The sequence below is a fragment of the Streptomyces sp. NBC_01335 genome (assembly GCF_035953295.1).
Taxonomy (GTDB): Bacteria; Actinomycetota; Actinomycetes; order Streptomycetales; family Streptomycetaceae; genus Streptomyces.
The window spans coordinates 2500594-2521346 of record NZ_CP108370.1; the positions used below are offsets into that span (position 1 = coordinate 2500594).

The 20753-nt window shown below is 71.4% G+C and carries 21 protein-coding genes; 5 read left to right on the forward strand and 16 right to left on the reverse strand.

Annotation, left to right across the window (positions count from 1 at the left end; translation table 11 throughout):
* Nucleotides 1-152 precede the first annotated feature (152 nt).
* From OG599_RS10715 to OG599_RS10730, 4 genes are all read right to left on the reverse strand, one after another.
* Nucleotides 153-761 carry a hypothetical protein gene (locus tag OG599_RS10715; RefSeq protein ID WP_327175750.1) on the reverse strand — a complete coding sequence of 203 codons (609 nt, stop codon included), beginning with the start codon at nucleotides 759-761 and terminating at the stop codon, nucleotides 153-155.
* Nucleotides 758-2005 (reverse strand): DUF7224 domain-containing protein, encoded by a 1248-nt coding sequence (locus tag OG599_RS10720; protein ID WP_327175751.1) that lies wholly within the window; start codon nucleotides 2003-2005, stop codon nucleotides 758-760. Before OG599_RS10720 ends, OG599_RS10715 begins: the two co-directional genes overlap by 4 nt.
* A gap of 2 nt (nucleotides 2006-2007) precedes the next feature.
* Nucleotides 2008-2751 (reverse strand): ATP-binding cassette domain-containing protein, encoded by a 744-nt coding sequence (locus tag OG599_RS10725; RefSeq protein ID WP_327175752.1) that lies wholly within the window; start codon nucleotides 2749-2751, stop codon nucleotides 2008-2010.
* 176 nt (nucleotides 2752-2927) lie between these two features.
* On the reverse strand, nucleotides 2928-4250 hold the full coding sequence (locus OG599_RS10730) for an MFS transporter (protein WP_327175753.1): 1323 nt from the start codon (nucleotides 4248-4250) through the stop codon (nucleotides 2928-2930).
* Between the two features lie 1226 nt (nucleotides 4251-5476).
* On the opposite strand from OG599_RS10730, the gene OG599_RS10735 reads away from it, so the two are divergent.
* From OG599_RS10735 to OG599_RS10745, 3 genes are read left to right on the forward strand one after another with little or no spacing between them, the layout of a single operon-like run.
* Entirely contained in the window at nucleotides 5477-5671 is a 195-nt protein-coding gene (locus OG599_RS10735) for a helix-turn-helix transcriptional regulator (protein WP_327179991.1), read from the forward strand.
* A gap of 2 nt (nucleotides 5672-5673) precedes the next feature.
* On the forward strand, nucleotides 5674-6249 hold the full coding sequence (locus OG599_RS10740) for a hypothetical protein (protein WP_327175754.1): 576 nt from the start codon (nucleotides 5674-5676) through the stop codon (nucleotides 6247-6249).
* Nucleotides 6250-6263: 14 nt separating this feature from the next.
* The gene (locus OG599_RS10745) at nucleotides 6264-6629 is read left to right on the forward strand and encodes a hypothetical protein (RefSeq protein ID WP_327175755.1); all 366 of its coding nucleotides are present in this window, start codon (nucleotides 6264-6266) and stop codon (nucleotides 6627-6629) included.
* A gap of 68 nt (nucleotides 6630-6697) precedes the next feature.
* On the opposite strand, the gene OG599_RS10750 is transcribed toward OG599_RS10745, so the two are convergent.
* The 5 genes from OG599_RS10750 to OG599_RS10770 form a co-directional block, all read right to left on the reverse strand.
* Nucleotides 6698-7051 carry an MmcQ/YjbR family DNA-binding protein gene (locus OG599_RS10750; protein WP_327175756.1) on the reverse strand — a complete coding sequence of 118 codons (354 nt, stop codon included), beginning with the start codon at nucleotides 7049-7051 and terminating at the stop codon, nucleotides 6698-6700.
* 43 nt (nucleotides 7052-7094) lie between these two features.
* Entirely contained in the window at nucleotides 7095-8408 is a 1314-nt protein-coding gene (locus OG599_RS10755) for a hemolysin family protein (RefSeq protein WP_327175757.1), read from the reverse strand.
* Nucleotides 8405-8902, reverse strand: a complete 498-nt coding sequence (ybeY, locus tag OG599_RS10760) for an rRNA maturation RNase YbeY (protein ID WP_327175758.1) — start codon at nucleotides 8900-8902, stop codon at nucleotides 8405-8407. Before ybeY ends, OG599_RS10755 begins: the two co-directional genes overlap by 4 nt.
* A 12-nt stretch (nucleotides 8903-8914) precedes the next feature.
* Complete coding sequence (locus OG599_RS10765) at nucleotides 8915-9931, reverse strand: PhoH family protein (RefSeq protein WP_327175759.1); 1017 nt, start codon at nucleotides 9929-9931, stop codon at nucleotides 8915-8917.
* A gap of 158 nt (nucleotides 9932-10089) precedes the next feature.
* Nucleotides 10090-11202, reverse strand: coding sequence for a carbohydrate kinase family protein (locus OG599_RS10770; RefSeq protein WP_327175760.1), 1113 nt, complete (start codon nucleotides 11200-11202; stop codon nucleotides 10090-10092).
* A 562-nt stretch (nucleotides 11203-11764) separates the two neighbouring features.
* Between OG599_RS10770 and OG599_RS10775 the strand changes: the two genes are divergently transcribed.
* Nucleotides 11765-13123: an MFS transporter gene (locus OG599_RS10775; RefSeq protein WP_327175761.1), complete on the forward strand. Its 1359-nt coding sequence runs from the start codon at nucleotides 11765-11767 to the stop codon at nucleotides 13121-13123.
* Here the strand turns inward: OG599_RS10775 and OG599_RS10780 are convergent.
* The 7 genes from OG599_RS10780 to hrcA form a co-directional block, all read right to left on the reverse strand.
* Nucleotides 13087-14079 carry an adenosine deaminase gene (locus OG599_RS10780; protein ID WP_327175762.1) on the reverse strand — a complete coding sequence of 331 codons (993 nt, stop codon included), beginning with the start codon at nucleotides 14077-14079 and terminating at the stop codon, nucleotides 13087-13089. The two genes, OG599_RS10775 and OG599_RS10780, sit on opposite strands and share 37 nt — an antisense overlap.
* Before the next feature lie 76 nt (nucleotides 14080-14155).
* Nucleotides 14156-15064, reverse strand: a complete 909-nt coding sequence (locus OG599_RS10785) for a ribonuclease Z (RefSeq protein WP_327175763.1) — start codon at nucleotides 15062-15064, stop codon at nucleotides 14156-14158.
* A 15-nt stretch (nucleotides 15065-15079) separates the two neighbouring features.
* Entirely contained in the window at nucleotides 15080-15439 is a 360-nt protein-coding gene (locus tag OG599_RS10790) for a histidine triad nucleotide-binding protein (RefSeq protein WP_327175764.1), read from the reverse strand.
* A gap of 119 nt (nucleotides 15440-15558) precedes the next feature.
* Nucleotides 15559-16302 carry a 16S rRNA (uracil(1498)-N(3))-methyltransferase gene (locus OG599_RS10795; protein WP_327175765.1) on the reverse strand — a complete coding sequence of 248 codons (744 nt, stop codon included), beginning with the start codon at nucleotides 16300-16302 and terminating at the stop codon, nucleotides 15559-15561.
* Nucleotides 16299-17444: a nitronate monooxygenase gene (locus OG599_RS10800; RefSeq protein WP_327175766.1), complete on the reverse strand. Its 1146-nt coding sequence runs from the start codon at nucleotides 17442-17444 to the stop codon at nucleotides 16299-16301. Before OG599_RS10800 ends, OG599_RS10795 begins: the two co-directional genes overlap by 4 nt.
* Nucleotides 17445-17585: 141 nt before the next feature.
* A complete protein-coding gene (gene dnaJ, locus OG599_RS10805; protein ID WP_327175767.1) occupies nucleotides 17586-18725 on the reverse strand; it encodes a molecular chaperone DnaJ in 1140 nt (379 codons plus the stop codon).
* Complete coding sequence (hrcA, locus tag OG599_RS10810; protein ID WP_327175768.1) at nucleotides 18726-19742, reverse strand: heat-inducible transcriptional repressor HrcA; 1017 nt, start codon at nucleotides 19740-19742, stop codon at nucleotides 18726-18728.
* A gap of 165 nt (nucleotides 19743-19907) precedes the next feature.
* Here hrcA and OG599_RS10815 point away from each other — a divergent pair, with 165 nt between their 5' ends.
* Complete coding sequence (locus OG599_RS10815; protein WP_327175769.1) at nucleotides 19908-20645, forward strand: MBL fold metallo-hydrolase; 738 nt, start codon at nucleotides 19908-19910, stop codon at nucleotides 20643-20645.
* The last annotated feature ends 108 nt before the right edge of the window (nucleotides 20646-20753 follow it).

Sequence of the window (20753 nt, forward strand, 5' to 3'; positions counted from 1 at the left end):
GACGCCGGCCTGAGCGGGTGAGGGGCGCCAAAGCAATGCCGGATCGACGGATCGCCTCGCCCCGTGCTCGGGGACGTCGCACGGAGCGGACCCGGTCAAGGACGAGGCGTCGCGCACAACGGTGCGCACCGGACGCTGTGTATTCCTCCCTGTCAGGTGGCGGCGGCTCGCGGCGCGCTGCGGCGTGGTCCAAGGCATGTCGTCACCACCATGCCTCCGACGAGAAGAAGCAGCGAGGTGGCGGCGGCGATGGGGGACGACGCTTCGTGAAGAGGCCAGGTCCAGCTGAAGGGGCGTCCTCCGGGGCCGAGTCCGATGAGCGCGCAGAGAACGGGGACGAGAGCGATGGCGACGGGGGCGTACACGTGGCCGACGAGGTATCGGGCGATGAGCCCGATGCCCAGGTATCCGACGAGGTTCCTTGCCGCGGCGAGGGGCATGGACGAGTCCGCCGCACAGGAGGCGCCGAGACCGAGCACGGTGGCCAGGAGGGCGGCGGCCGTCAGCGTGCCTGCCCGGTATCGGTTCACGGGGCGGACTGCGGTGGTGTCGTAGACGTGGGGCACCCGGTTCAGCGCCTGAAGGATGAGCGCTGCCGGGATGGCGGGAAGTACCAGGGGTACGGGAATTCCCGCGCTCGCTCCGTTGAGGAGCGAGGGGATCGGCAGGCTGGATCCTCCGAGGAGTGGGACGAGCAGCATGGTAGCGGTGAGGACTGCTGCGGTGAACGGTGTCGTGTGCGCGCGGTGCCACCAGTTCACGATGTGGCTGCCTCGGTGTAGGAGGCGGGATCGAGGTCGGGCAGGACGGTGCAGTCGCGGACGGCGCGCATGTTCCGTTCGTACCAGGCGTGCTGAGCCCGTGCGGGAAGGCCACGGACGCGTTCGGCGAGGGTGATCGCCTCTTGGGGCCAGCGCTGTGCGAGGTCGCTCTCGGGGACGCCGCCGGTGAGGGAGAGCCAGGCGGATATGGCGCTCGTGGCTTCCCCGCCGGGGTAGGTGGCGCCTTGGCGCAGTGCGCACTCGGGTGGCTCGTCGGGCAGTGGGCTGGTGGCTATGTTCGAGGCGACGTTGTTCCTGTCCGGCCGGGAGTCTCCGAACTCGGCCTGGCGGGCCGGGGTGACGCCGACGGCTGCCAGTCGGGCGAGGGTCTGATCGGCCCAGTGGCTGATGTCTGCCCGCCAAGTGTTCTGTTCGGGCCACAGGCAGATGCGCGGCTTCTGCTCGGCGCAGGTGCGCAGTGCGGTGTCGCGGGCCTGGGTGCCCTGGAATCCGAGGGGGACGGCCAGGGAGAGCGCCACTCCGGTGGCCACCGCGAAGCCCGTCAAGGACAGGAGCGGGCGCCAGAGGCGATGTCGCAACGCTGAGCTCAGGACCACGGCTGCCACGATCGCGAAGGAGAAAGTGACGGTGGCGGCCAGGCTGCGGACGGAGGGCTCCTGATCGAGGCCGCAGCACTCGGTGACGCCCTGTCCGTTGAGGTGGCGCAGCCAGGGCAGGCCGCCGATCGCGGCCGGCCAGAATCCCCACAGGTATCCGAAAATCAGCATGGTCGCGGCGCCGAGGAGTTGGGGCATACGGGCGCCGACGGACCAGCCCAGGGCGATGTGGGCGAGGACCACGCTGTAGGAGACGGCGAGGATCGCCGGATTCGGGAGACCGGACGGGGATGCCACCGACGTCAGGACGACCGCGAAGGGAGCGATCATCGCGATCAGGCCCAGTACGGCAATGGGACCGAGGTGCAGGAGCGCCACGCTGTGCGTCGCGCGGGCTGGGGCCAGAGCGGTGATGCCGCCCCGCTTGACCCGGGCCGCTTCCCAGGCGGCTCCCGCCCCGCATGCGGCGCTGATGAAGCCCAGGACGAGCGTGGTCCGGGAGCTGATGGAGGGCCAGTAGGAGAGGGTGGAAGCGGTGTTCTGTGCGCTGAACCACACCAGTACGGGAATCAGGACGAGGGCGGCCCAGGCGGCGGGCCCCGAGCGGAGAAGTGTCGAGATGCGCACGCTCAGACCTCCCCTCGGACCAGGCCGCGATAGGCGCTTTCCGCACGGCGTTCGTGCGGGGTACCGGCGGGGGCGGTGGCGAAGAACTCGCTCACCGGCCCTCGGAACACCGGTCGGCCGCGGTCGAAGACGATGACGGTCGTGTAGATGTCGGCGAGGTCTTCGGTCTGGTGCGTGGAGACGATGAAGTGCACCGAGTCGCTCAGTTCGGCCAGCAGGTCCCGGAAGAACCCTCGTTGCACAGGGTCGAGGCCGGCGGTCGGCTCGTCGAGGAGAACGACCTCGGCCTCGTGCACCAGCGTCTGCGCGATGCCCAGGCGGCGCAGCTGGCCTCCGGAGAGCTCGTGGCTCTTGCGCCGGCCCAGTTCCGTGAGGCGGACCCGTTCCAGCGCTGCGGCCGAACGGTCCCATGCCTCGCGCCTGGACAGCCCCTTCAACCAGCCTACGTACGCGGCCTGTTCGCGGACCGTCAGGGCCGGTACGGCCTTCACCTCCTGGGGCAGCCAGCCCACCTTCTGCCGGAAAGCCCGGCGATCCCTTCGCCGGACACTGTCGAGGTGGCCGAGGGTGATGTGACCCGACGCAGGGGTGAGGGCGGACGCCCCCAGCGCGAGCAGTGTCGATTTCCCCGCCCCGTTCGGGCCGAGCAGGACGGTGCATCCCCCCGGGAGTTCCATCGTCAGGCTGTCGAGCACAGGAACACCGGCCCGGTATGCGAAGGAGCAGTCCTCGTAGCGCAGTGGCACGCAGATCCCCCGGTGAGTGATATCTGAAGGCCCAGACGATGGTGTGGGGTGTGTGGTTGCAACCACACACACTTCCTTCTTCAACTGCAGCCCGGCGTGGGCGAAAGTAGCGTCGCTCGGGGAGCACCCGGAGAACCACCCGCCGGCCGCGTCCCCAACCTCACGGGGCAGTACACCTACGGCTGCGTCTCCGCCTCTGCCCTCGCATCCTCGCCGGCCAACTGCGCGGTTCCCGCTGTCGGCGCGTGGCGTGTGCGCGAGGCGTGCAACGCCAGCGGGACGACGGCGAGCAGACCCACGACCGCGATGCCCGCACCGGACAGGCGCAGCGCCCCGACCGCGCCGAAGCCGGCCACCAGCGGTCCGCCGAGCGCCGAGCCCAGGGGCACCGACAGGACCCGGACGGCGGAGCTCGCCGCGAGGGCCTGCGGCAGCAGCGCGCTGGGCGCCGAGCGTTGGAAGAGGGTGGTTGACAGTGACGAATACGGCGGCCAGAGCAGCCCGGCCGCACCGAAGCAGACAACCGACACGGCCGTCGGGGCACCCAGCCCCAAGGGGAGCATCAGCGCACCGAAGCCGATGACTATGCCGACTGTCGTGGGCCACATCCGCCACCGGCTGACAAAGGCGGTGAGCACCGAACCCAGTACCGCGCCGATACCGAAGGCCGTGTAGAACGCCGCAAGCACACCGGCCGAGGCACCCAGGTCGTCCGACACGTGCAGCGGGAGCGCCACGTACACCGGACCGAAGAGGAAGAAGAAGGCGAAGCTCAGGACCAGGAGGCCCGACAAGGCGGGGACACGTCGAATCGCTGCGAAACCGGCCGTCCGCGACGTCGCGACATCTTCGGGATTCGGAACCGCGTCCTTGGGGACGATGACCAGGAAGGTGAACGCGAGGACGAGGAAAGTCATCGCGTCCACGGCCAGCACCGTCGCAGGGCCCCCGAGCACGATCAGCAACGTGGCCAGCGAGGGCCCCGCCACCGTAGCGATCGACCCCACGCCGGACAGCACGGCGTTGCCCGCCAGGTGATCACGCTCCGGCAGCACCCTGGCGATCAGCGTGTAGACACCGGCCTGTCCCCAGGAATGCAGTACGGAGGAGACTGCCAGCAGCGTGACGTACCCCTCGATGCCGAGCACTCCGAAGGCGTACAACACCGGGATGAGCCCCAGCGCACCCGCACGCAGCGCCGCGTCCCAGCCTGCGAGTTGGGCGGGACGGCGGTGACGCAGGAAACGGCCGAGCAGCAACGCGCCCACCGCTCCCGGCAGGGCGTAGGCGGCCGCCGCCAGCGCCACCCAGACGCCGCGGTCCGCGGGCGGCGCCAACTCGATCGCCAGCCAGCTCACCGCCACCACTGCCATGCCGTCACCCAGCGAGGAGACGGCGAATCCCGGAAGGACCCGCCGCAGAGTCGGGTGATTGATCACCGGCCAGTACGGCGAAGGGCGCATCACACGTTTCAGGTCCAGACCCACAGGATGCTCCACACATCGACGGAACCGACACGACGACCCTGCCCCAGATGCTGGCAGGCGAGAGGGGCCTTCTCTGCTGGCATAAACGTTCCGTCCAACGCGAACGGCGCCCCGAGGGCTGCGCGTTGCCCTCGGTTCTCCGAGTCGGGATCTTGCCGTACGGAGGTGGCAGTCGAGCAGGCCGGACGAAGTCGGGAAAGCATCAAGCGGGTCGAGCAGAACCACCGGTTTCTGACGTAGGCGGGAGGCAACTCGCACAAGGTTCGGTTGAAGTGAGCTTCGGCCTCGTCGTGGCGGCCCAGCCGGTGTACGGCGAGCCCCGACAGGCCGCTCAACCCGGACTGATCGTGGAAGGCAGGACTCGGCGCCCGTCCGTCCGGACGCCGAGGGAAGACTGCCGAGCGGCAGGTGACCGCCCCGCCGGTCCGGGTATAAGTCGCTGTACGCGACCTCTTCCGGCGCCTCTTCCCAGGTGTGCCGCTCGGGATGGCCGACGAACAGGCAGCAGGCATCACCGTCGGTTCCCGGCGCGACCGCCGGGCAGTCCCGCAGCACGACCACATCCACGGCGGTCATCTCCGTCCAGCGGAGCCACCACGCGGTTCCGTACTCGCCGAGGTCGCCGGCGAAGCCGTAGTGCTCCACGCCTTCATGTGCGGACAACTGGCACTGCACCGTGCTGTCCACGCACGCGTCGACCAACCCCTCCTGCGCTTCCCGCACCAGGTCGAGGGGCACCCGGCGCCACTTCGGGCACCGCATCACGACCCCGTCCGAGAGGCAACGCCGGCGCGCGAGAAGCGATCCGTGCAACGCGGGCACGTGCATGCCGGAAAGAGACAGGGACTATCGAGGATCACCCGATCCTCGTCCTCCAGGACCTCTTTCACCTGGCCCCAGGTTCGCCCGGAGTCTCGGGACACCCTGAGCGTCATAAGAACCCGCTGGTCGCCACCCAGCCCCTGGGTCCGCGCATGAGCTACCAGCTCAAGCGCGAGGGCTTCTCTTCTCGTCGTCATGACCGAACTCCTCTGTGAATTCCACTGCTCTTCCGGGGCAACTTCCATCGAAGCGGCAGGAATCGGAGGTCTCCACGGCATTCATGCGGCAGTCTTGAGGCAAGTCCGTGCACGGGTGGCCGCTGAGACCGAAAACCGCAGGAAGGGGGTGCCGTGGGACTGGCGGAGCGCCGCAAAGCCCTGGGCTACAGTCAGGAGAAGTTGGCCGACTTACTCGGTGTGGATCGCACAACCGTCGGACGTTGGGAAAGCGGCAAAGTTGCTCCTCAACCACCCCAGCGACGAGCGTTGGCCGCCGCCCTCGAAGTGGGCCCCCAAGAGCTGGACACCCTTCTGGCACCGTCTCAGGCCGCAGGCAAGGAGGCTTCCGGGCGCCAGTCCACTGCACCCTCGAGCGTGGGAGACCCTACGTAGACATGTCCGAGCAGCGCTTCCACCAGGCGGCGCAGATACTCGGAGCTGCCGAGCGACTGGCCGGCCGTGGGGACAGCAGCCTCTCGACTCGGCACTGGGTCGCCTCCGTTCAAGCCGAGGCATACGCAGGCCTGGGCGACCTGAGCGCCTGCGAGCGCGCGATGGACCAGGCGGAGACCGTTCGTGACCTTGCTGCGGGCAGCGTCAACGATGGATGGCTTCGGTTCGACGGCGCACGGCTGGCCGAGGAACGTGGATCGCGGTACCTACGGCTCGGCCGTATCCATCTGGCGGAGAACGCCTTGAAACATGCACTGGATCAGGCAGCCCTGGCCTCTGGGCAGTCGTACCGGCGACGCGGAGCCGTGCTCGCCGACCTGGCCGCCATCGGCGCGAAGCGGCGGGACGTGGAGCAGGTTGTGACATACGGCAGCGAAGCCGTCGACCTGGCACGAGCCTCCGCGTCCGGGTACATCGCCCGTAAACTTCAAGCCCTGTGCGACGAGTTCGGCCCCTTGAGCCGTGACCCCCTTGCAGCGGAGTTGGGGGCAGAGATCGCCGCTCTGAGTACGCCGTGACGAGAGGGACGGGCATGTCGCAGACCGAGGGTGCACGAGTGTTCCGGGAAGCCTGGATCGCGGGAGTGCACCGGCACTTCTCCGGCGAGCCGAAGCCCGGCTACGTCACTCCGTGGGACGGCACCCCGCAGTGGGAGCGCGAGGCCGCCGGCTCCGTCTACACGCAGGTCCGCCAGTTCGTGGAGGTCAGCGGCGGATCGGCGGCGCGGCTGTCCCGCGAGCAGAAGAGCCGTTTCGTCGCGCTGTGCTGGACGGCCCAGATGTTCAAGCACTTCGAGGACCCGAAGCCGGGCTATGTGGCCGACTGGCCGGACCTCCCGTCCTGGCAGCAGGAGACCGACGCTGACATCTTCGAGGCCATCGAGAAGGAACCGGGCTGAGAGCTGCTCGGCGGAGAATGCCGGCGCCCCCGATTACGTAACCGGGGGCGCCGAAGACCACACCGCTCTCAGGCCCGGTCCAGCCGGAGCCTCTCCGCCCGGGGCAGCCCCGCCACCACCAGGTCGTAACTGTCCTCGATCAGCTCGCGGACCAGCTTGGCGGGCAGGTCGCCGACCGTGACGGTGTTCCAGTGGCGCTTGTTCATGTGCCAGCCGGGGACGATCGCCGGGTACTCCTCGCGGAGGCGTACCGCCTCGTCCGGGTCGCACTTGAGGTTGACGGTGAGCGGGCGGGCGTCCAGGGCGGTGAGCGCGAACATCTTGCCGAGCACCTTGAAGACCGAGGTCTCCGGGGTGAAGGGGAACTCCTCCACGGCCTCGTTGAAGTCCAGGCAGAAGGCCCGCAGTTGTGCGCTGTTCATTCCGACTCCCTTTCCCCTGCTCCGACGTGTATCACTTGGCCGGTTACTCCGCCTTCGCCTCCGCGTCCGGCTCAGCCTCCGACCCCTCGGCCTCCGGCTCCACCAGCACCGTGACGATCTTGTTGCGGCGCCCCGCCGTGGCCTCCGCCGTCAGCCGCAGCCTGCGGCCGTCGGGGAGGCTGACGACCGAGGTGGCTCCGGCGATCGGAACCCGGCCCAGCGCCTTGGCGAGGAGGCCGCCGACGGTCTCGACGTCCTCGTCGTCGTACTCGTCGAAGCCGAAGAGCTGCCCGAGGTCGCCGATGTCGAGGCGGGCGGTCACCCGGTAGCAGCCGTTCTCCAGCTCCTGGACGGGCGGGAGTTCCCGGTCGTACTCGTCGGTGATCTCGCCGACGATCTCCTCCAGGATGTCCTCGATGGTGACGATGCCGGCCGTGCCGCCGTACTCGTCGATGACCACGGCGACGTGGTTGCGGTCCTGCTGCATCTCGCGCAGCAGGTCACCGGCGTTCTTCGTGTCGGGGACGAACGCGGCGGCCCGCATCGCCGTGGAGACGAGGTCGGCCTCGGAGTCGCGGTTGATGTGGGTCTTGCGGACCAGGTCCTTGAGGTAGACGATCCCGACGATGTCGTCCTCGTTCTCCCCGGTGACCGGGATCCGGGAGAACCCGGAACGCAGGGCGAGGGTGGTCGCCTGGCGGATCGTCTTGTACCGCTCGATGGCGACCAGGTCGGTGCGGGGCACCATCACCTCGCGGACGAGGGTGTCGCCCAGCTCGAAGACGGAGTGCACCATGCGGCGCTCGTCGTCCTCGATCAGCGATTCGGCCTCCGCGAGGTCGACCATCGCGCGCAGCTCCGCCTCGCTGGCGAACGGTCCCTTGCGGAACCCCTTGCCGGGGGTGAGGGCGTTGCCGATGAGGATCAGCAGCTGCGGGATGGGGCCCATGATCCTGGCCAGCGGCAGCAGTACGTACGCGGCGGCGGTCGCGGTGTTCAGCGGGTGCTGGCGGCCGATGGTGCGGGGCGAGACGCCGATGGCGACGTAGCTGACGAGGACCATGACCCCCATCGCGACGGCCAGCGCCTCCCAGGTCTCGGAGAGTTCCTGGAGGCAGGCGTACGTGACCAGGACCCCGGCCGCCATCTCGCAGGCGACCCGTACGAGCAGGGCGACGTTGAGATAGCGGGTCGGGTCGGAGGCGACCTGCGCGAGTTTCGCGCTGCCGCGCCGTCCGGCCCGGACCGCCTCCGCGGCCCGGAAGCTGGACATGCGGGCGATGGCGGTCTCGGCGCAGGCGGCGAGCCAGCCGACGATCACCAGCAGGACGGCTCCGGCGACGAGGGGAAAGCTCACGAGACCGTGGGAGCCGGGGAGGGTCCGGTCAGCCCGCGCTCGCCCCGCCAGCCGTCCACGATGGCGGCCTGGAGGCCGAACATCTCGGCCTTCTCGTCGGGCTCCTCGTGGTCGTACCCGAGGAGGTGCAGCACTCCGTGGACGGTGAGGAGCTGGAGCTCCTCGTCCATGGAGTGCCGCGTCTCGGCCTCTTCGCCCTGCCGCTTCGCGACCTCCGGGCAGAGCACGATGTCACCGAGGAGGCCCTGCGGGGGCTCCTCGTCGTCCTTCGACGGCGGACGGAGCTCGTCCATCGGGAAGGACATGACATCGGTCGGGCCCGGGAGGTCCATCCACTGGATGTGGAGCTGCTCCATGGCGTCGGTGTCCACCACGATCACCGAGAGTTCGGACAGCGGGTGGATCCGCATCCGGGCGAGGGCGTAGCGGGCGATGTCGAGGATCGCCTGCTCGTCGACCTCGGTTCCGGACTCGTTGTTGACGTCGATCGACATGGTGCGCTGAAACTACTTCCCGTTGGTACCGGCTCGGTCGTCGTACTTCTCGTACGCGTCGACGATACGGCCGACGAGCTTGTGCCGGACGACATCCTGGGACGTGAGCCGGGAGAAGTGCACGTCCTCGACGCCGTCGAGGATCTCCTGGACCTGTCGCAGGCCGCTCCTGGTGCCGTTCGGGAGGTCGACCTGGGTCACGTCACCGGTGATGACGATCTTCGAGTCGAAGCCGAGGCGGGTGAGGAACATCTTCATCTGCTCGGCGCTGGTGTTCTGGGCCTCGTCCAGGATGATGAAAGCATCATTCAGGGTGCGGCCCCGCATATATGCGAGCGGCGCCACCTCGATCGTGCCCGCTGCCATCAGGCGCGGGATCGAGTCGGGGTCGAGCATGTCGTGCAGCGCGTCGTAGAGCGGGCGCAGGTACGGGTCGATCTTGTCGAAGAGCGTGCCGGGCAGGAAGCCGAGCCGCTCCCCCGCCTCGACGGCCGGCCGGGTCAGGATGATCCGGCTGACCTGCTTCGACTGGAGCGCCTGGACCGCCTTCGCCATGGCGAGGTAGGTCTTGCCGGTGCCCGCGGGGCCGATGCCGAAGACGATGGTGTGCTTGTCGATGGCGTCGACGTACCGCTTCTGGTTGAGCGTCTTGGGCCGGATGGTGCGCCCGCGGTTGGAGAGGATGTTCTGCGTGAGCACCTCGGCGGGGGTCTCGCCCTGCGGGTCGCCCTCGCCGGTGCCGGCTGCCCTGAGCATAGCGATCGAGCGTTCCACTGCGTCCTCCGTCATCGGCTGCCCGGTGCGGAGCACCAGCACCATCTCGTCGAACAAGCGCTGGATGAGGGCGACGTCGGCGGGGTCGCCCGTAGCGCTTATCTCGTTTCCCCGGACATGGATGTCGGCGGCCGGGAACGCCGTTTCGATCACGCGCAGCAGCGAGTCGCCCGATCCCAGGAGCATCACCATGGGGTGAGCGGCCGGGATCCTGATGTGGGCACGCGCCTGTGGCCGTGTGGGTGACTGAGTCATGGGCCGGCCCTCGGGCCTGCGCATACCTCCTGTTGCGGGGTTCTCGCCGGTCGACAACCTCTGTGTCCAGCCTACGACTCCGCGCCGACAACGCCGAGGGGTTTTGCGCCCCGTTCTCGTAGGCCCCCAGGGGCCCGGGAGGGGCCTGGGAGGCCCGCTCAGGGCGCCCGGAAGCCGATGGTGGGGACCGCGCGGCGCAGCGGCCAGGGGCGGCTGGCTGCGGGCAGCAGGCGCTCCAGGAAGGAGTACCGCTCCAGGGCGGCCGGGTCCTGGGCCTCGAAGGTGCGCACCTGCTGCCACCAGGCGGCGATCTCGGCCCAGCCGGGGGCGGAGAGCGAGCCGCCGAACTCCTGTACGGAGAGGGCGGCGGTGAGGCCGGCGAAGGCGAGGCGGTCGGCGAGCGGCCAGTCCGCGAGGGTGCCGGTGACGAACCCGGCGACGAAGACGTCGCCGGCGCCGGTCGGGTCGAGGGCCGCCACGTCGATGGCGGGGACCTCGGCCGTGGTGCCGGTGGCAGCGTCCACGGCGTAGGCGCCCTCCGCGCCGAGGGTGACCACGGCGAGCGGTACGTGTTCGGCCAGCGCGTGGGCGGCGGCGCGGGGGGTGTCGCGGCCGGTGTAGCGCATGGCCTCCTCCGCGTTGGGCAGGAAGGCGGCGCAGTGCGCGAGGTCGGGGAGGGCGGTGAGGTCCCAGCGGCCGGTCTCGTCCCAGCCGACGTCGGCGAAGATCTGGGCGCCGTGCCGGGCGGCCGCGGCGACCCAGGGTTCGCTGCGGCCGGGGGTGAGCGAGGCGACGGCCGCGCGGGCGCGCGGCGGGCAGTGCGGGAACGTGCGGCGTTCCGTACCGGGGGCGGCGGCCGGGAGGGGGGCCTCGTGACCGTGCGAGACCATCGTGCGCTCGCCCTCGTACGCCATGGAGACGGTGACGGGCGAGTGCCAGCCGGGGACGGTGTGCGACATGGAGAGGTCGATGCCCTCGCCCTGTTCGAGGGCGTCCCAGCAGTACTCGCCGTAGTGGTCGTCGCCGAAGGCGGCGGCGAGCGAGGTGCGCAGGCCGAGACGGGCGAGGGCGGTGGCCATGTTGGCGACGCCGCCGGGGCTGGAGCCCATGCCCCGGGCCCAGGACTCCGTACCGCGCACGGGGGCGCTGTCCAGGCCGGTGAAGACGATGTCGAGGAAGACGGTGCCCGTGAGGAAGACGTCGCAGGCGGGGTCCTCGGGGACGCGCAGCCCCACCAGTGGATCGACGGCTGGGCTGCTCTCCGTGCTCATCTTGCGCTCCCCGGGCGTGCTCGGTGCCGATGTGCTCTGGTGCTGACGTGCTCTGGTGCCGATGTGCTCTGGTGCTGATGTGCTGCTCCGGTACTGACGTGCGCCGGTGCTGGTGTGCTGTTCCGGTACTGACGTGCGCCGGTGCTGATGTGCTGTTCAGGTACCGACGCGATCCGCCGGGCCTGCCGGTGCGCTCCGCCGGCGGTCTCCGCCGACGTGCTCCGCGGCCCTGCGGAATCCGGTCAGTCTGCCCGATTCACGGGTGGTTCCGCAGGCCCCACACGCCCTCGCGCCTCTGCGGCCGACCTGGGCGAACAGGCTCCGCTACCCCCATGTCACGGCAGCAAACGCATAAGTGACGCGGATCACATAATCCCGCCTTTCGATCACCTGTGCGTGCTTGATACAAATTGCCCGGCGGACACGATCGGGTACGAAGACCGGGGAATCGCCCTTCTCCCCCTTTTCTCGCGTCACCCTGGTTCTCCCCACCTCTCTTCACCCCTGCCCCACCTCTCCCCCCACCTCCCTGCCGGCCTCCGGCATGTCTTCAGGAACGCCCATGTCCTCGCGCCCTCGCGCCGCGTGGCCCCTGGTCGCCGTGTTCACCGCCGGTTACCTCGCTGCCTATCTCCTTCCCACCGTCGTCGGGCGGCTCAGCGCCCATCTCGGCCTGACGACCGCTCAGGCGGGCCTCGTCGGCAGCGCCCTGCTGCTGAGTTCGGCCTCCGCCGGTTTCACACTGGCGGGCCGGGTCGAGCGCTTCGGGGCCCGTCGCCCCGCGCGGCTCGGACTGGTCCTCGCGGTCACCGGGTACGGCTGCGCCGCGCTGACCACCTCGGTGCCGCTGGTGGTGCTGGGCGCGATGGTCGGCGGCTTCGGCTCCGGTACGGCCACCGCCGTGGCCGCGTCCGGGATCGCGGCGCAGAGCGACCCGCACCGCACCTCCTCGCTCGGGCTGCTCAGCGTCTCCGCGACCGCGGGCGCCCTCTACCTGACGATCCCGCACCTGGGCGGCGGCCACCGGCTGCCCTTCGCCGCCATCGCGCTGGTCGCCCTGCTGGTCTGGCCGGCCACCTCCCGGCTCGGCACGCCGGTCCCCGCCGCGACCGGCACCCCGGTCACCGGCCGTCTGCCGCACCGGCGTTCGGGTCTCCTGCTGGCGGGCGGGATGCTCGTCTGGTCCATGGCGCAGAACGCGCTCTGGGGCGTCAGCAGCCGGATCGGCGTGGACCAGGTGGGGCTCTCCGAGGTCACCGTGGGCGCGGTGTTCGCCGCCGCGCTGGGCGCCGGGCTGCTCGGGGTCATGGGCGCCGGGGCGCTGGGCGCCCGGCTGGGCCGCGCGGTCCCGATCGGCTGCGGCACCGTCGTCATCGCCGGGAGCATCGTGCTCAGCGCCTCGGCGCGGGGGCTCGGTTCGTTCGCGACCGGCGAGATCCTGTGGAACACCGTCTACCCGGTGGTCCTCTCGTATCTGATCGGCCTGGCCGCGTCGCTCGACGTACGGGGCCGCTGGGCGGTGCTCGCCGGGTCCGCCTCCTCGGTGGGGGTGGCCTGCGGGCCGGTGCTCGGCAGCGTGCTCTCCGAGGGGGCCGGGTTCCCCGCGATGGGCCTGGTCCTCGGGGCGGTGACCCTGCTGGTGGCGGCCCCGGTCACGGCGGTGGCGCTGCACGCCGGCGGGCGTCCGCTGGTGCCCGGTTCGGTGCGCCGCCGCGGTGGCGCCCCGGCGGCGCTGCTCGCCGCGACGACAGGCGGTCTGCCCGGTGCCGTACCGAAGCTCGGCGCGCCGGAACAGGCCGTCACGGAACTCGCCGTACCCGCCCTGCGCCGCAGGCGGCTGGGGCGGAGCGCGTTCCGGACGGCCGGTCCGGCGGGCGGGGGCGGTCAGTCGAACGCGTACGCCTCGACCTCGGACAGGTAGCGCGCCCTGCGCTCCTCGTCGTGGTCGAGGAAGGCCGCCTCGAAGGAGTTGCGGGCCAGCGTGCGCAGCTGCTCGTGGTCGAGGGCGAGCGCCTCGTGGACCGCGTGGAAGGTGTCTCCGACGTATCCGCCGAAGTAGGCCGGGTCGTCGGAGTTCACCGTGCAGTGCAGCCCGGCCGCCAGCATGGCGGGCAGCGGGTGCTCCTCAAGGATGTCGATGGCGCGCAGCCGGACGTTGGAGAGCGGGCAGAGGGTGAGCGGTACGCGGTCGGCGACGAGCCGGGCGACCAGCTCGGGGTCCTCCATGCAGCGCAGCCCGTGGTCGATGCGCTCGACGCCGAGGACGTCGAGGGCCTCGCGGATGTACTCCGGCGGGCCCTCCTCGCCGGCGTGGGCGACCTTGCGCAGGCCGAGCCTGCCGGCCTCCTCGTAGACCTCGCGGAACTTGGCCGGCGGGTGGCCGACCTCGGCGGAGTCGAGGCCGACGGCGGCGATGCGGTGCAGGTACGGCTTGGCGGCCTCCAGCGTCTCCAGGGCCGATTCGGCCGACTGGTCGCGCAGGAAGCAGAGGATGAGCTGGGTGGAGATGCCGTGCTTCTCCTCGCTGCGCTCCAGTGCGCGGCCGAGGCCCTCGACGACGGTGCCGATGGGCACGCCCCGGGCGGTGTGCGCCTGCGGGTCGAAGAAGATCTCCGCGTGCCGGACGCCCTGGGCGGCGGCCCGCGTGAGGTACGCGTCGGCGAGTTCGGCGAAGTCGTCCTCGGTCCGGAGCACGGCCATCAGCGCGTAGTACAGGTCGAGGAAGCTCTGCAGGTCGTCGAAGAGGTACGCGGTGCGCAGCTCGTCGGTGGTGGCGTAGGGCAGGGTCACCCCGTTGCGCCGGGCCAGCGCGAAGGCCAGCTCGGGTTCGAGGGTCCCTTCGATGTGGAGGTGGAGTTCTGCCTTGGGGAGGTGCACGGTGTCTCGCTCACGGAGGGGGGTGGTGACGTGAATCGGTGGTGCCGGGGTCGGCACCGGGTACTTCTGCGGTGGGTCAGTGGTGCCGGGTGGGGACCGGTACCACGGTCAGGTCCTGGGCGACGGTCAGTGCGCCCTCGAACCCGGCGGCGCGGGCCTGGACCCCGAAGAGTTCCGGGTCGTCGTACCGCTGGGAGAAGTGGGTGAGTACGAGGTGGCGTACGCCCGCTTCGGCGGCCACCCGGCCCGCCTGGCCGGCGGTCAGGTGGCCGTGGTCGGTGGCCAGGGCGAGGTCTTCGTCGAGGAAGGTCGATTCGATGACCAGCAGGTCGCATCCCTCGGCGAGCCTGTACACACCGTCGCACAGCCTGGTGTCCATGACGAACGCGAAGCGCTGTCCCGGCCGGTGCTCGGAGACCGCGTCGAGCGGGACGCCGCCGAGGGAGCCCTCGCGCTGGATGCGGCCCACGTCGGGGCCCTGGATGCCGTGGGCGGCGAGGAGCGCGGGGACCATGCGGCGCCCGTCGGGCTCGGTGAGGCGGTAGCCGTACGACTCGACGGGGTGCGACAGCCGGTACGAGTCCAGGGTGTACGCGTCGGTGGTGGCGAGCACCCCGTCGGCGGCGACCGGGGCCTCGGTGAGCCGGACGGTCTCGCGGTAGGCGGTGGCGTACCGGAGCCGCTCGAAGAAGTGCTGCCCGCTCGCCGGGTAGTGGGCGGTGACGGGGTGCGGGACCCGGTCGAGGTTGATCCGCTGGATCACCCCGGCCAGCCCGAGCGAGTGGTCGCCGTGGAAGTGGGTGACGCAGATCCGGTCGATGTCGTGCGCGGCGACACCGGCCCGCAGCATCTGGCGCTGGGTGCCCTCGCCGGGATCGAAGAGGATGCCCTGGCCGTCCCAGCGCAGCAGGTAGCCGTTGTGGTTGCGGTGGCGGGTGGGGACCTGGCTGGCGGTGCCGAGCACCACCAGCTCACGTGCGGACATGGAAGGGAGCTCCGGTCAGCCGGGCGGCCACTGGAGGCCGCGGCCGCCCAGGACGTGCGCGTGCGCGTGGAAGACGGTCTGGCCTGCGCCGGCGCCGGTGTTGAAGACGACGCGGTAGCCGCCACCGTCGACCTTGTCGTCGGCGGCGACCGCTCCGGCCTCGCGCAGCACGTCGGCGGCGATCTGCGGTTCGGCGGCGGCGAGCGACGCGGCGTCCGGGTAGTGGACCTTGGGAATGACCAGGACGTGGGTCGGTGCCTGCGGGTTGATGTCCTGGAAGGCGACGGTGGTGTCGCTCTCGCGGACGATGGTCGCCGGGACCTCCCCCGAGACGATCTTGCAGAACAGGCAGTCGGACTGCGGCTCTCCCGCCATGGGCCGGCCTCCTCGGTGGGTGGTGGTGACGCTGATGATCCGTTCGGCCCATCGTATCGGGGCGGGGGCCGCCCGCGGCCGGGCGGCACGGGCGGCGGCGGCCCGCACCCGACCCCGGCTCAGCCCCAGCGGCCGGTGCGTCCCAGCAGCAGTGCGGTCGCGGCGGTCCCGGCGGTGGAGGTGCGCAGCACGCTGCGGCCCAGCCGGTACGTACGGGCCCCGGCGGCGGCGAAGGCCTCCAGCTCCTGGGGGGAGACCCCGCCCTCGGGGCCGACGACGAGCACGATCTCGCCGGTCGCGGGGAGTTCGGCGGTGGCCAGCGGTTCGCTGTCGCAGTCGCGGTCCTCGTGCAGCACGCCCGCGAAGTCGGCGGCGGCCAGCAGCGCGGCGACCTGCTTGGTGGTCATCGCCTCGGCGACTTCGGGGAACCGCACCCGGCGGGACTGCTTGCCCGCCTCGCGGGCGGTGGAGCGCCATTTGGCGAGCGACTTGAGTCCCCGGTCGCCCTTCCACTGGGTGATGCAGCGGCCGGCCTGCCAGGGCACGATCGCGTCGACGCCGGTCTCGGTCATCGTCTCGACGGCGACCTCGCCCCGGTCACCCTTGGGCAGGGCCTGGACGACGGTGATCCGGGGGGCGGGGAGCTCCTCCTCCTGGACCGGCGCCACGGTGACGACCAGCCGGTCCTTGCCCTCGGCGGCACGTACGACGCCCTCGGCCCAGTGGCCGAGCCCGTCCGTCAGCACGACGTCCTCGCCGGGCTGGAGCCGTTTCACCGAGACGGCGTGCCGTCCCTCGGGGCCCTCCAGCACGAACCCGGGCCCGTTGGGCATCTTCTCGACGACGAAGACCGGTGCGGTCACTGTTCACTCCTCATGCCGACGGCCGGGCCGGCCGTTTCTGACAGTTCCGCCGCGAGCAGTCCGACGAGTTCCCCGGCGGGCAGCTCGCGTGCCATCCGGTGGCCCTGCCCCGCCCAGAGCGCCATGGACTGGGCGTCCCCGGCCCTCGCCGCCGCCTTGCGCAGCCCGGAGGTCACGCGGTGCACCTGGGGGTAGGCGGCGGGGGCGTACGGGTCGTGTTCGCGCACGAAGCGGTTGACCAGGCCCCGGGCGGGCCGTCCGGAGAAGGCGCGGGTGAGCGCGGTGCGGACGAACATCGGGCTGGTCAGGGCCTGCTTGTGCAGCGGGTGCGCGCCGGACTCCGGGCAGGCGAGGAAGGCGGTGCCCAGCTGGGCCGCGTCGGCGCCGACCGCGAGGACGGCGGCGATCTGCGCGCCGCGCATGATCCCGCCCGCCGCGACGACCGGCAGCTGCACGGTCTCGCGGACCTGGGTGACGAGGGTGAGCAGCCCGATGCCGGTGTGGTCGGCCCTCGGGTCGTCGTGGTGGGTGGACTGGTGGCCGCCCGCCTCGACGCCCTGGGCGCAGACGGCGTCGGCCCCGGCCCACTGGGCGTCGCGCGCCTCCTCGGCGGTGGTGACCGTGACGATCGTGTACGTACCGGCGCGGGCGAAGGCGTCCAGGGTGTCGCGGGTGGGGCAGCCGAAGGTGAAGGAGACCACCGGGACCGGCTCCGCCAGCAGGGCTGCCACCTTGGCGTCGAAACCGTCGGAGCCGTCGAACCCGTCGGAGCCGTCGCGGCCGTCGGAGCCGTCGAACCCGTCGGAGCCGTCGGAGCCGTCGCCGCCGTCCGGGTCCGGGTCGCCGAGCGGGATGCCGTACGTGTCGGCCTCGGCCGCGAGGCGGTCGCGGTACGCCGCCGCGGCACCGGGGTCGGCGGGCGGGGGCTGCGGCATGAAGAGGTTCACGCCGAAGGCTCCGGCGGTCGCCGCGCGAACCTGGTCGATCTCCTGGCGCATCTCCTCGGCCGACTTGTACCCGGCGGCGAGGAAGCCGAGCCCTCCCGCGTCGGCGACGGCGGCGACGAGCCGGGGGGAGGAGGTCCCGCCCGCCATCGGCGCCTGCACGATCGGATATCGGCAGAGATCGGTCAGGGAGGACATCCCCGCATCGTGCCATGTCCGGTCCACCGTGCCGAATCCGCCACCGACCGGCGCCGGCGGGCGGTGCCGCACACGCGCGCCGCCCGCCGGGACGGATCCCGGCGGGCGGCGCGGATGTGTACGTACGGAGTCGTACGGGCCTCAGCGGCCGTTGAAGGCGTCCTTCAGGCGCGAGAAGAGACCCTGCTGTCCGGGCTGGAACTGCCCGGTGGGCCGCTCCTCGCCACGCAGCTTGGCCAGCTCGCGCAGCAGGCGTTCCTGCTCCGGGTCGAGCTTGCTGGGGGTCAGCACCTCGACGTGCACGATCAGGTCGCCCCGGCCGCCGCCGCGCAGGTGCGTGATGCCGCGTCCGTGCAGCGGGACCGACTGGCCGGACTGGGTGCCGGGCCTGATGTCGATCTCCTCGATGCCGTCGAGCGTCTCCAGCGGCACCTTGGTGCCGAGCGCGCCCGCCGTCATGGGGATGGTGACCGTGCAGTGCAGGTCGTCGCCGCGCCGCTGGAACGTCGGGTGTGCGACCTCGTGGATCTCGACGTAGAGGTCACCGGCCGGGCCGCCGCCGGGGCCGACCTCGCCCTCGCCGGCCAGCTGGATGCGGGTCCCGTTGTCGACACCCGCGGGGATCTTGACCGTGAGGGTGCGCCGCGAGCGGACGCGGCCGTCGCCGGCGCACTCCGGGCAGGGGGTCGGCACGACGGTGCCGAAGCCCTGGCACTGCGGGCAGGGCCGCGAGGTCATGACCTGGCCGAGGAAGGACCGGGTGACCTGGGACACCTCACCGCGCCCGCGGCACATGTCGCAGGTCTGGGCCGAGGTGCCGGGGGCCGCACCCTCGCCGCTGCACGTGGTGCAGACGACGGCGGTGTCGACCTGGATGTCCTTGGTGGTTCCGAAGGCCGCCTCGGCGAGGTCGATCTCCAGCCGGATCATGGCGTCCTGGCCGCGCCGCGTGCGCGAACGGGGTCCGCGCTGCGAGGCCGTGCCGAAGAAGGCGTCCATGATGTCGGAGAAGTTGCCGAAGCCGCCGGCGCCGAAGCCGCCCGCGCCACCGCCGCCGCCCGAGGCCGACAGCGGGTCCCCGCCCAGGTCGTAGACCTGCTTCTTCTGGGCGTCGGAGAGCACCTCGTAAGCGGCGTTGATCTCCTTGAACCGCTCCTGGGTCTTCGGGTCGGGGTTGACATCCGGGTGCAGCTCGCGGGCGAGCCGACGGAATGCCTTCTTGATCTCGTCCTGCGACGCGTCGCGCCGTACGCCGAGCACGGCGTAGTAGTCGGTGGCCACTTACGACTCCGCCAGGATCTGTCCGACGTAACGTGCCACTGCGCGTACCGCTCCCATCGTTCCGGGGTAGTCCATGCGGGTCGGTCCGACCACGCCGAGTTTGGCGACTGCCTCGTCGCCCGAACCGTAGCCGACCGTGACGACGGACGTGGAGGTGAGGCCCTCGTGGGCGTTCTCGTGCCCGATCCGTACGGTCATGCCCGAGTCCGTGGCCTCACCGAGCAGCTTCAGCAGGACGACCTGCTCCTCCAGCGCTTCCAGCACGGGCCGGATCACCAGGGGGAAGTCGTGCCCGAAGCGGGTGAGGTTGGAGGTGCCGCCGATCATCAGCCGCTCCTCCGTCTCCTCGACCAGGGTTTCGAGGAGGGTGGTGAGGACCGTGGAAACCGTCCCGCGGTCCTCGTTCTCGAAGGATTCCGGCAGGTCCTGCACGAGCTGCGGGACGTCACTGAAGCGACGTCCCACGACCCTGCTGTTGAGCCGGGCCCGCAGATCGGCGAGAGAGGTCTCGCCGAACGGCGCGGGGCAGTCGATCATACGCTGTTCGACCCGGCCGGTGTCGGTGATCAGGACCAGCATCAGCCGGGCCGGCGACAGGGCCAGCAGCTCCACGTGACGCACCGTGGAGCGGGTCAGCGAGGGGTACTGGACGATGGCGACCTGCCGGGTCAGCTGCGCGAGCAGCCGTACCGTGCGGGCCACCACGTCGTCCAGGTCGACCGCGCAGTCCAGGAAGTTGTGGATCGCCCGGCGCTCCGGCGACGACAGGGGCTTGACGCCCGCGAGCCGGTCGACGAAGAGGCGGTAACCCTTGTCCGTGGGGATGCGCCCGGCGCTGGTGTGGGGCTGGGCGATGAAGCCCTCGTCCTCCAGCACCGCCATGTCGTTGCGGACGGTGGCCGGGGAGACCCCGAGCCGGTGCCGCTCGGTGAGCGCCTTGGAGCCGACCGGCTCCTCGGTGCCGACGTAGTCCTGGACGATGGCGCGCAGCACTTCAAGTCTGCGTTCGCTGAGCATCGCGCACACCTCCAGCTGTCGGTCGTGGTGGCTTCTGCCTGGCACTCTGTGCGTCTGAGTGCCAGCTTTCCCCCGGCCAGTGTACGGGGGTGGGGAGGGCACGGGGCAAGGGCGACCGGCCGCGGTCCGCGAGACCGCGCAGGTCGATGCGGATAGCGTCTCCTCATGGACCTCTCTTGGGAAGAGCTGGGCTGGGAGCGGTTGGGCCACGGCGTGGGCCGCCGGCGGCTTCCCGGCTGGGACGCGACCGCCGCCCTGGTCGCCGGGGCGGACCGCGCGCTGGTGGTGGACACCGGCGCGAGCGTGCGCGAGGGCGTCGGGCTGCGGATCGAGGCGCAGCGGCTGCTGGGCCGCAGGGTGACCCATGTCGCACTGAGCCATCCCCACTTCGACCACGTCTTCGGCACCGCGGCCTTCGCGGGCACGGAGGTGTTCGGGGCGTACGGGGCGGCGGCGCGGATGCGCGGGTCGGTGGACGAGATGCACGCCGACGCGGTGCGCAACGGCCTGCCCGAGCACGACGCGGCCGAGGCGGTGGACGCGCTGGTGTTCCCCGGCCGTGAGGTGTGCCACCGCTGGACGCTCGACCTGGGCGGCGGGCGCGAGGTGGTGCTCGCCAACGTGGGGCCGGGGCACACGGGGCACGATCTGGCGGTCCTGGTGCCCGGGTCCGGGCCCCCGGGGGCGCGCGCGGTGGTGCTCTGCGGGGACCTGATCGAGGAGTCCGGTGAGCCGCAGACGGGCCCGGACTCGGTGCCGGCCCGCTGGCCCGCCGCCCTCGACCGGCTCCTCGCGCTGGGCGGCGAGGACGCGGTGTACGTGCCGGGGCACGGGGCGGCGGTGGACGCGGCGTTCGTGCGGGCGCAGCGGGAGCTGCTGGCGGGGCGCTTCGGGGTGGCGTGAGCGTGGAGCCGCCGGCCGGCCCTCTTCGCGCGTGGGGCTTCGGGGTGCGGCGGGACACGGGTGGGCGGCCCGCCGGGGCGGGTGTTCGCGCCCTGTCGGCCGGGGGCC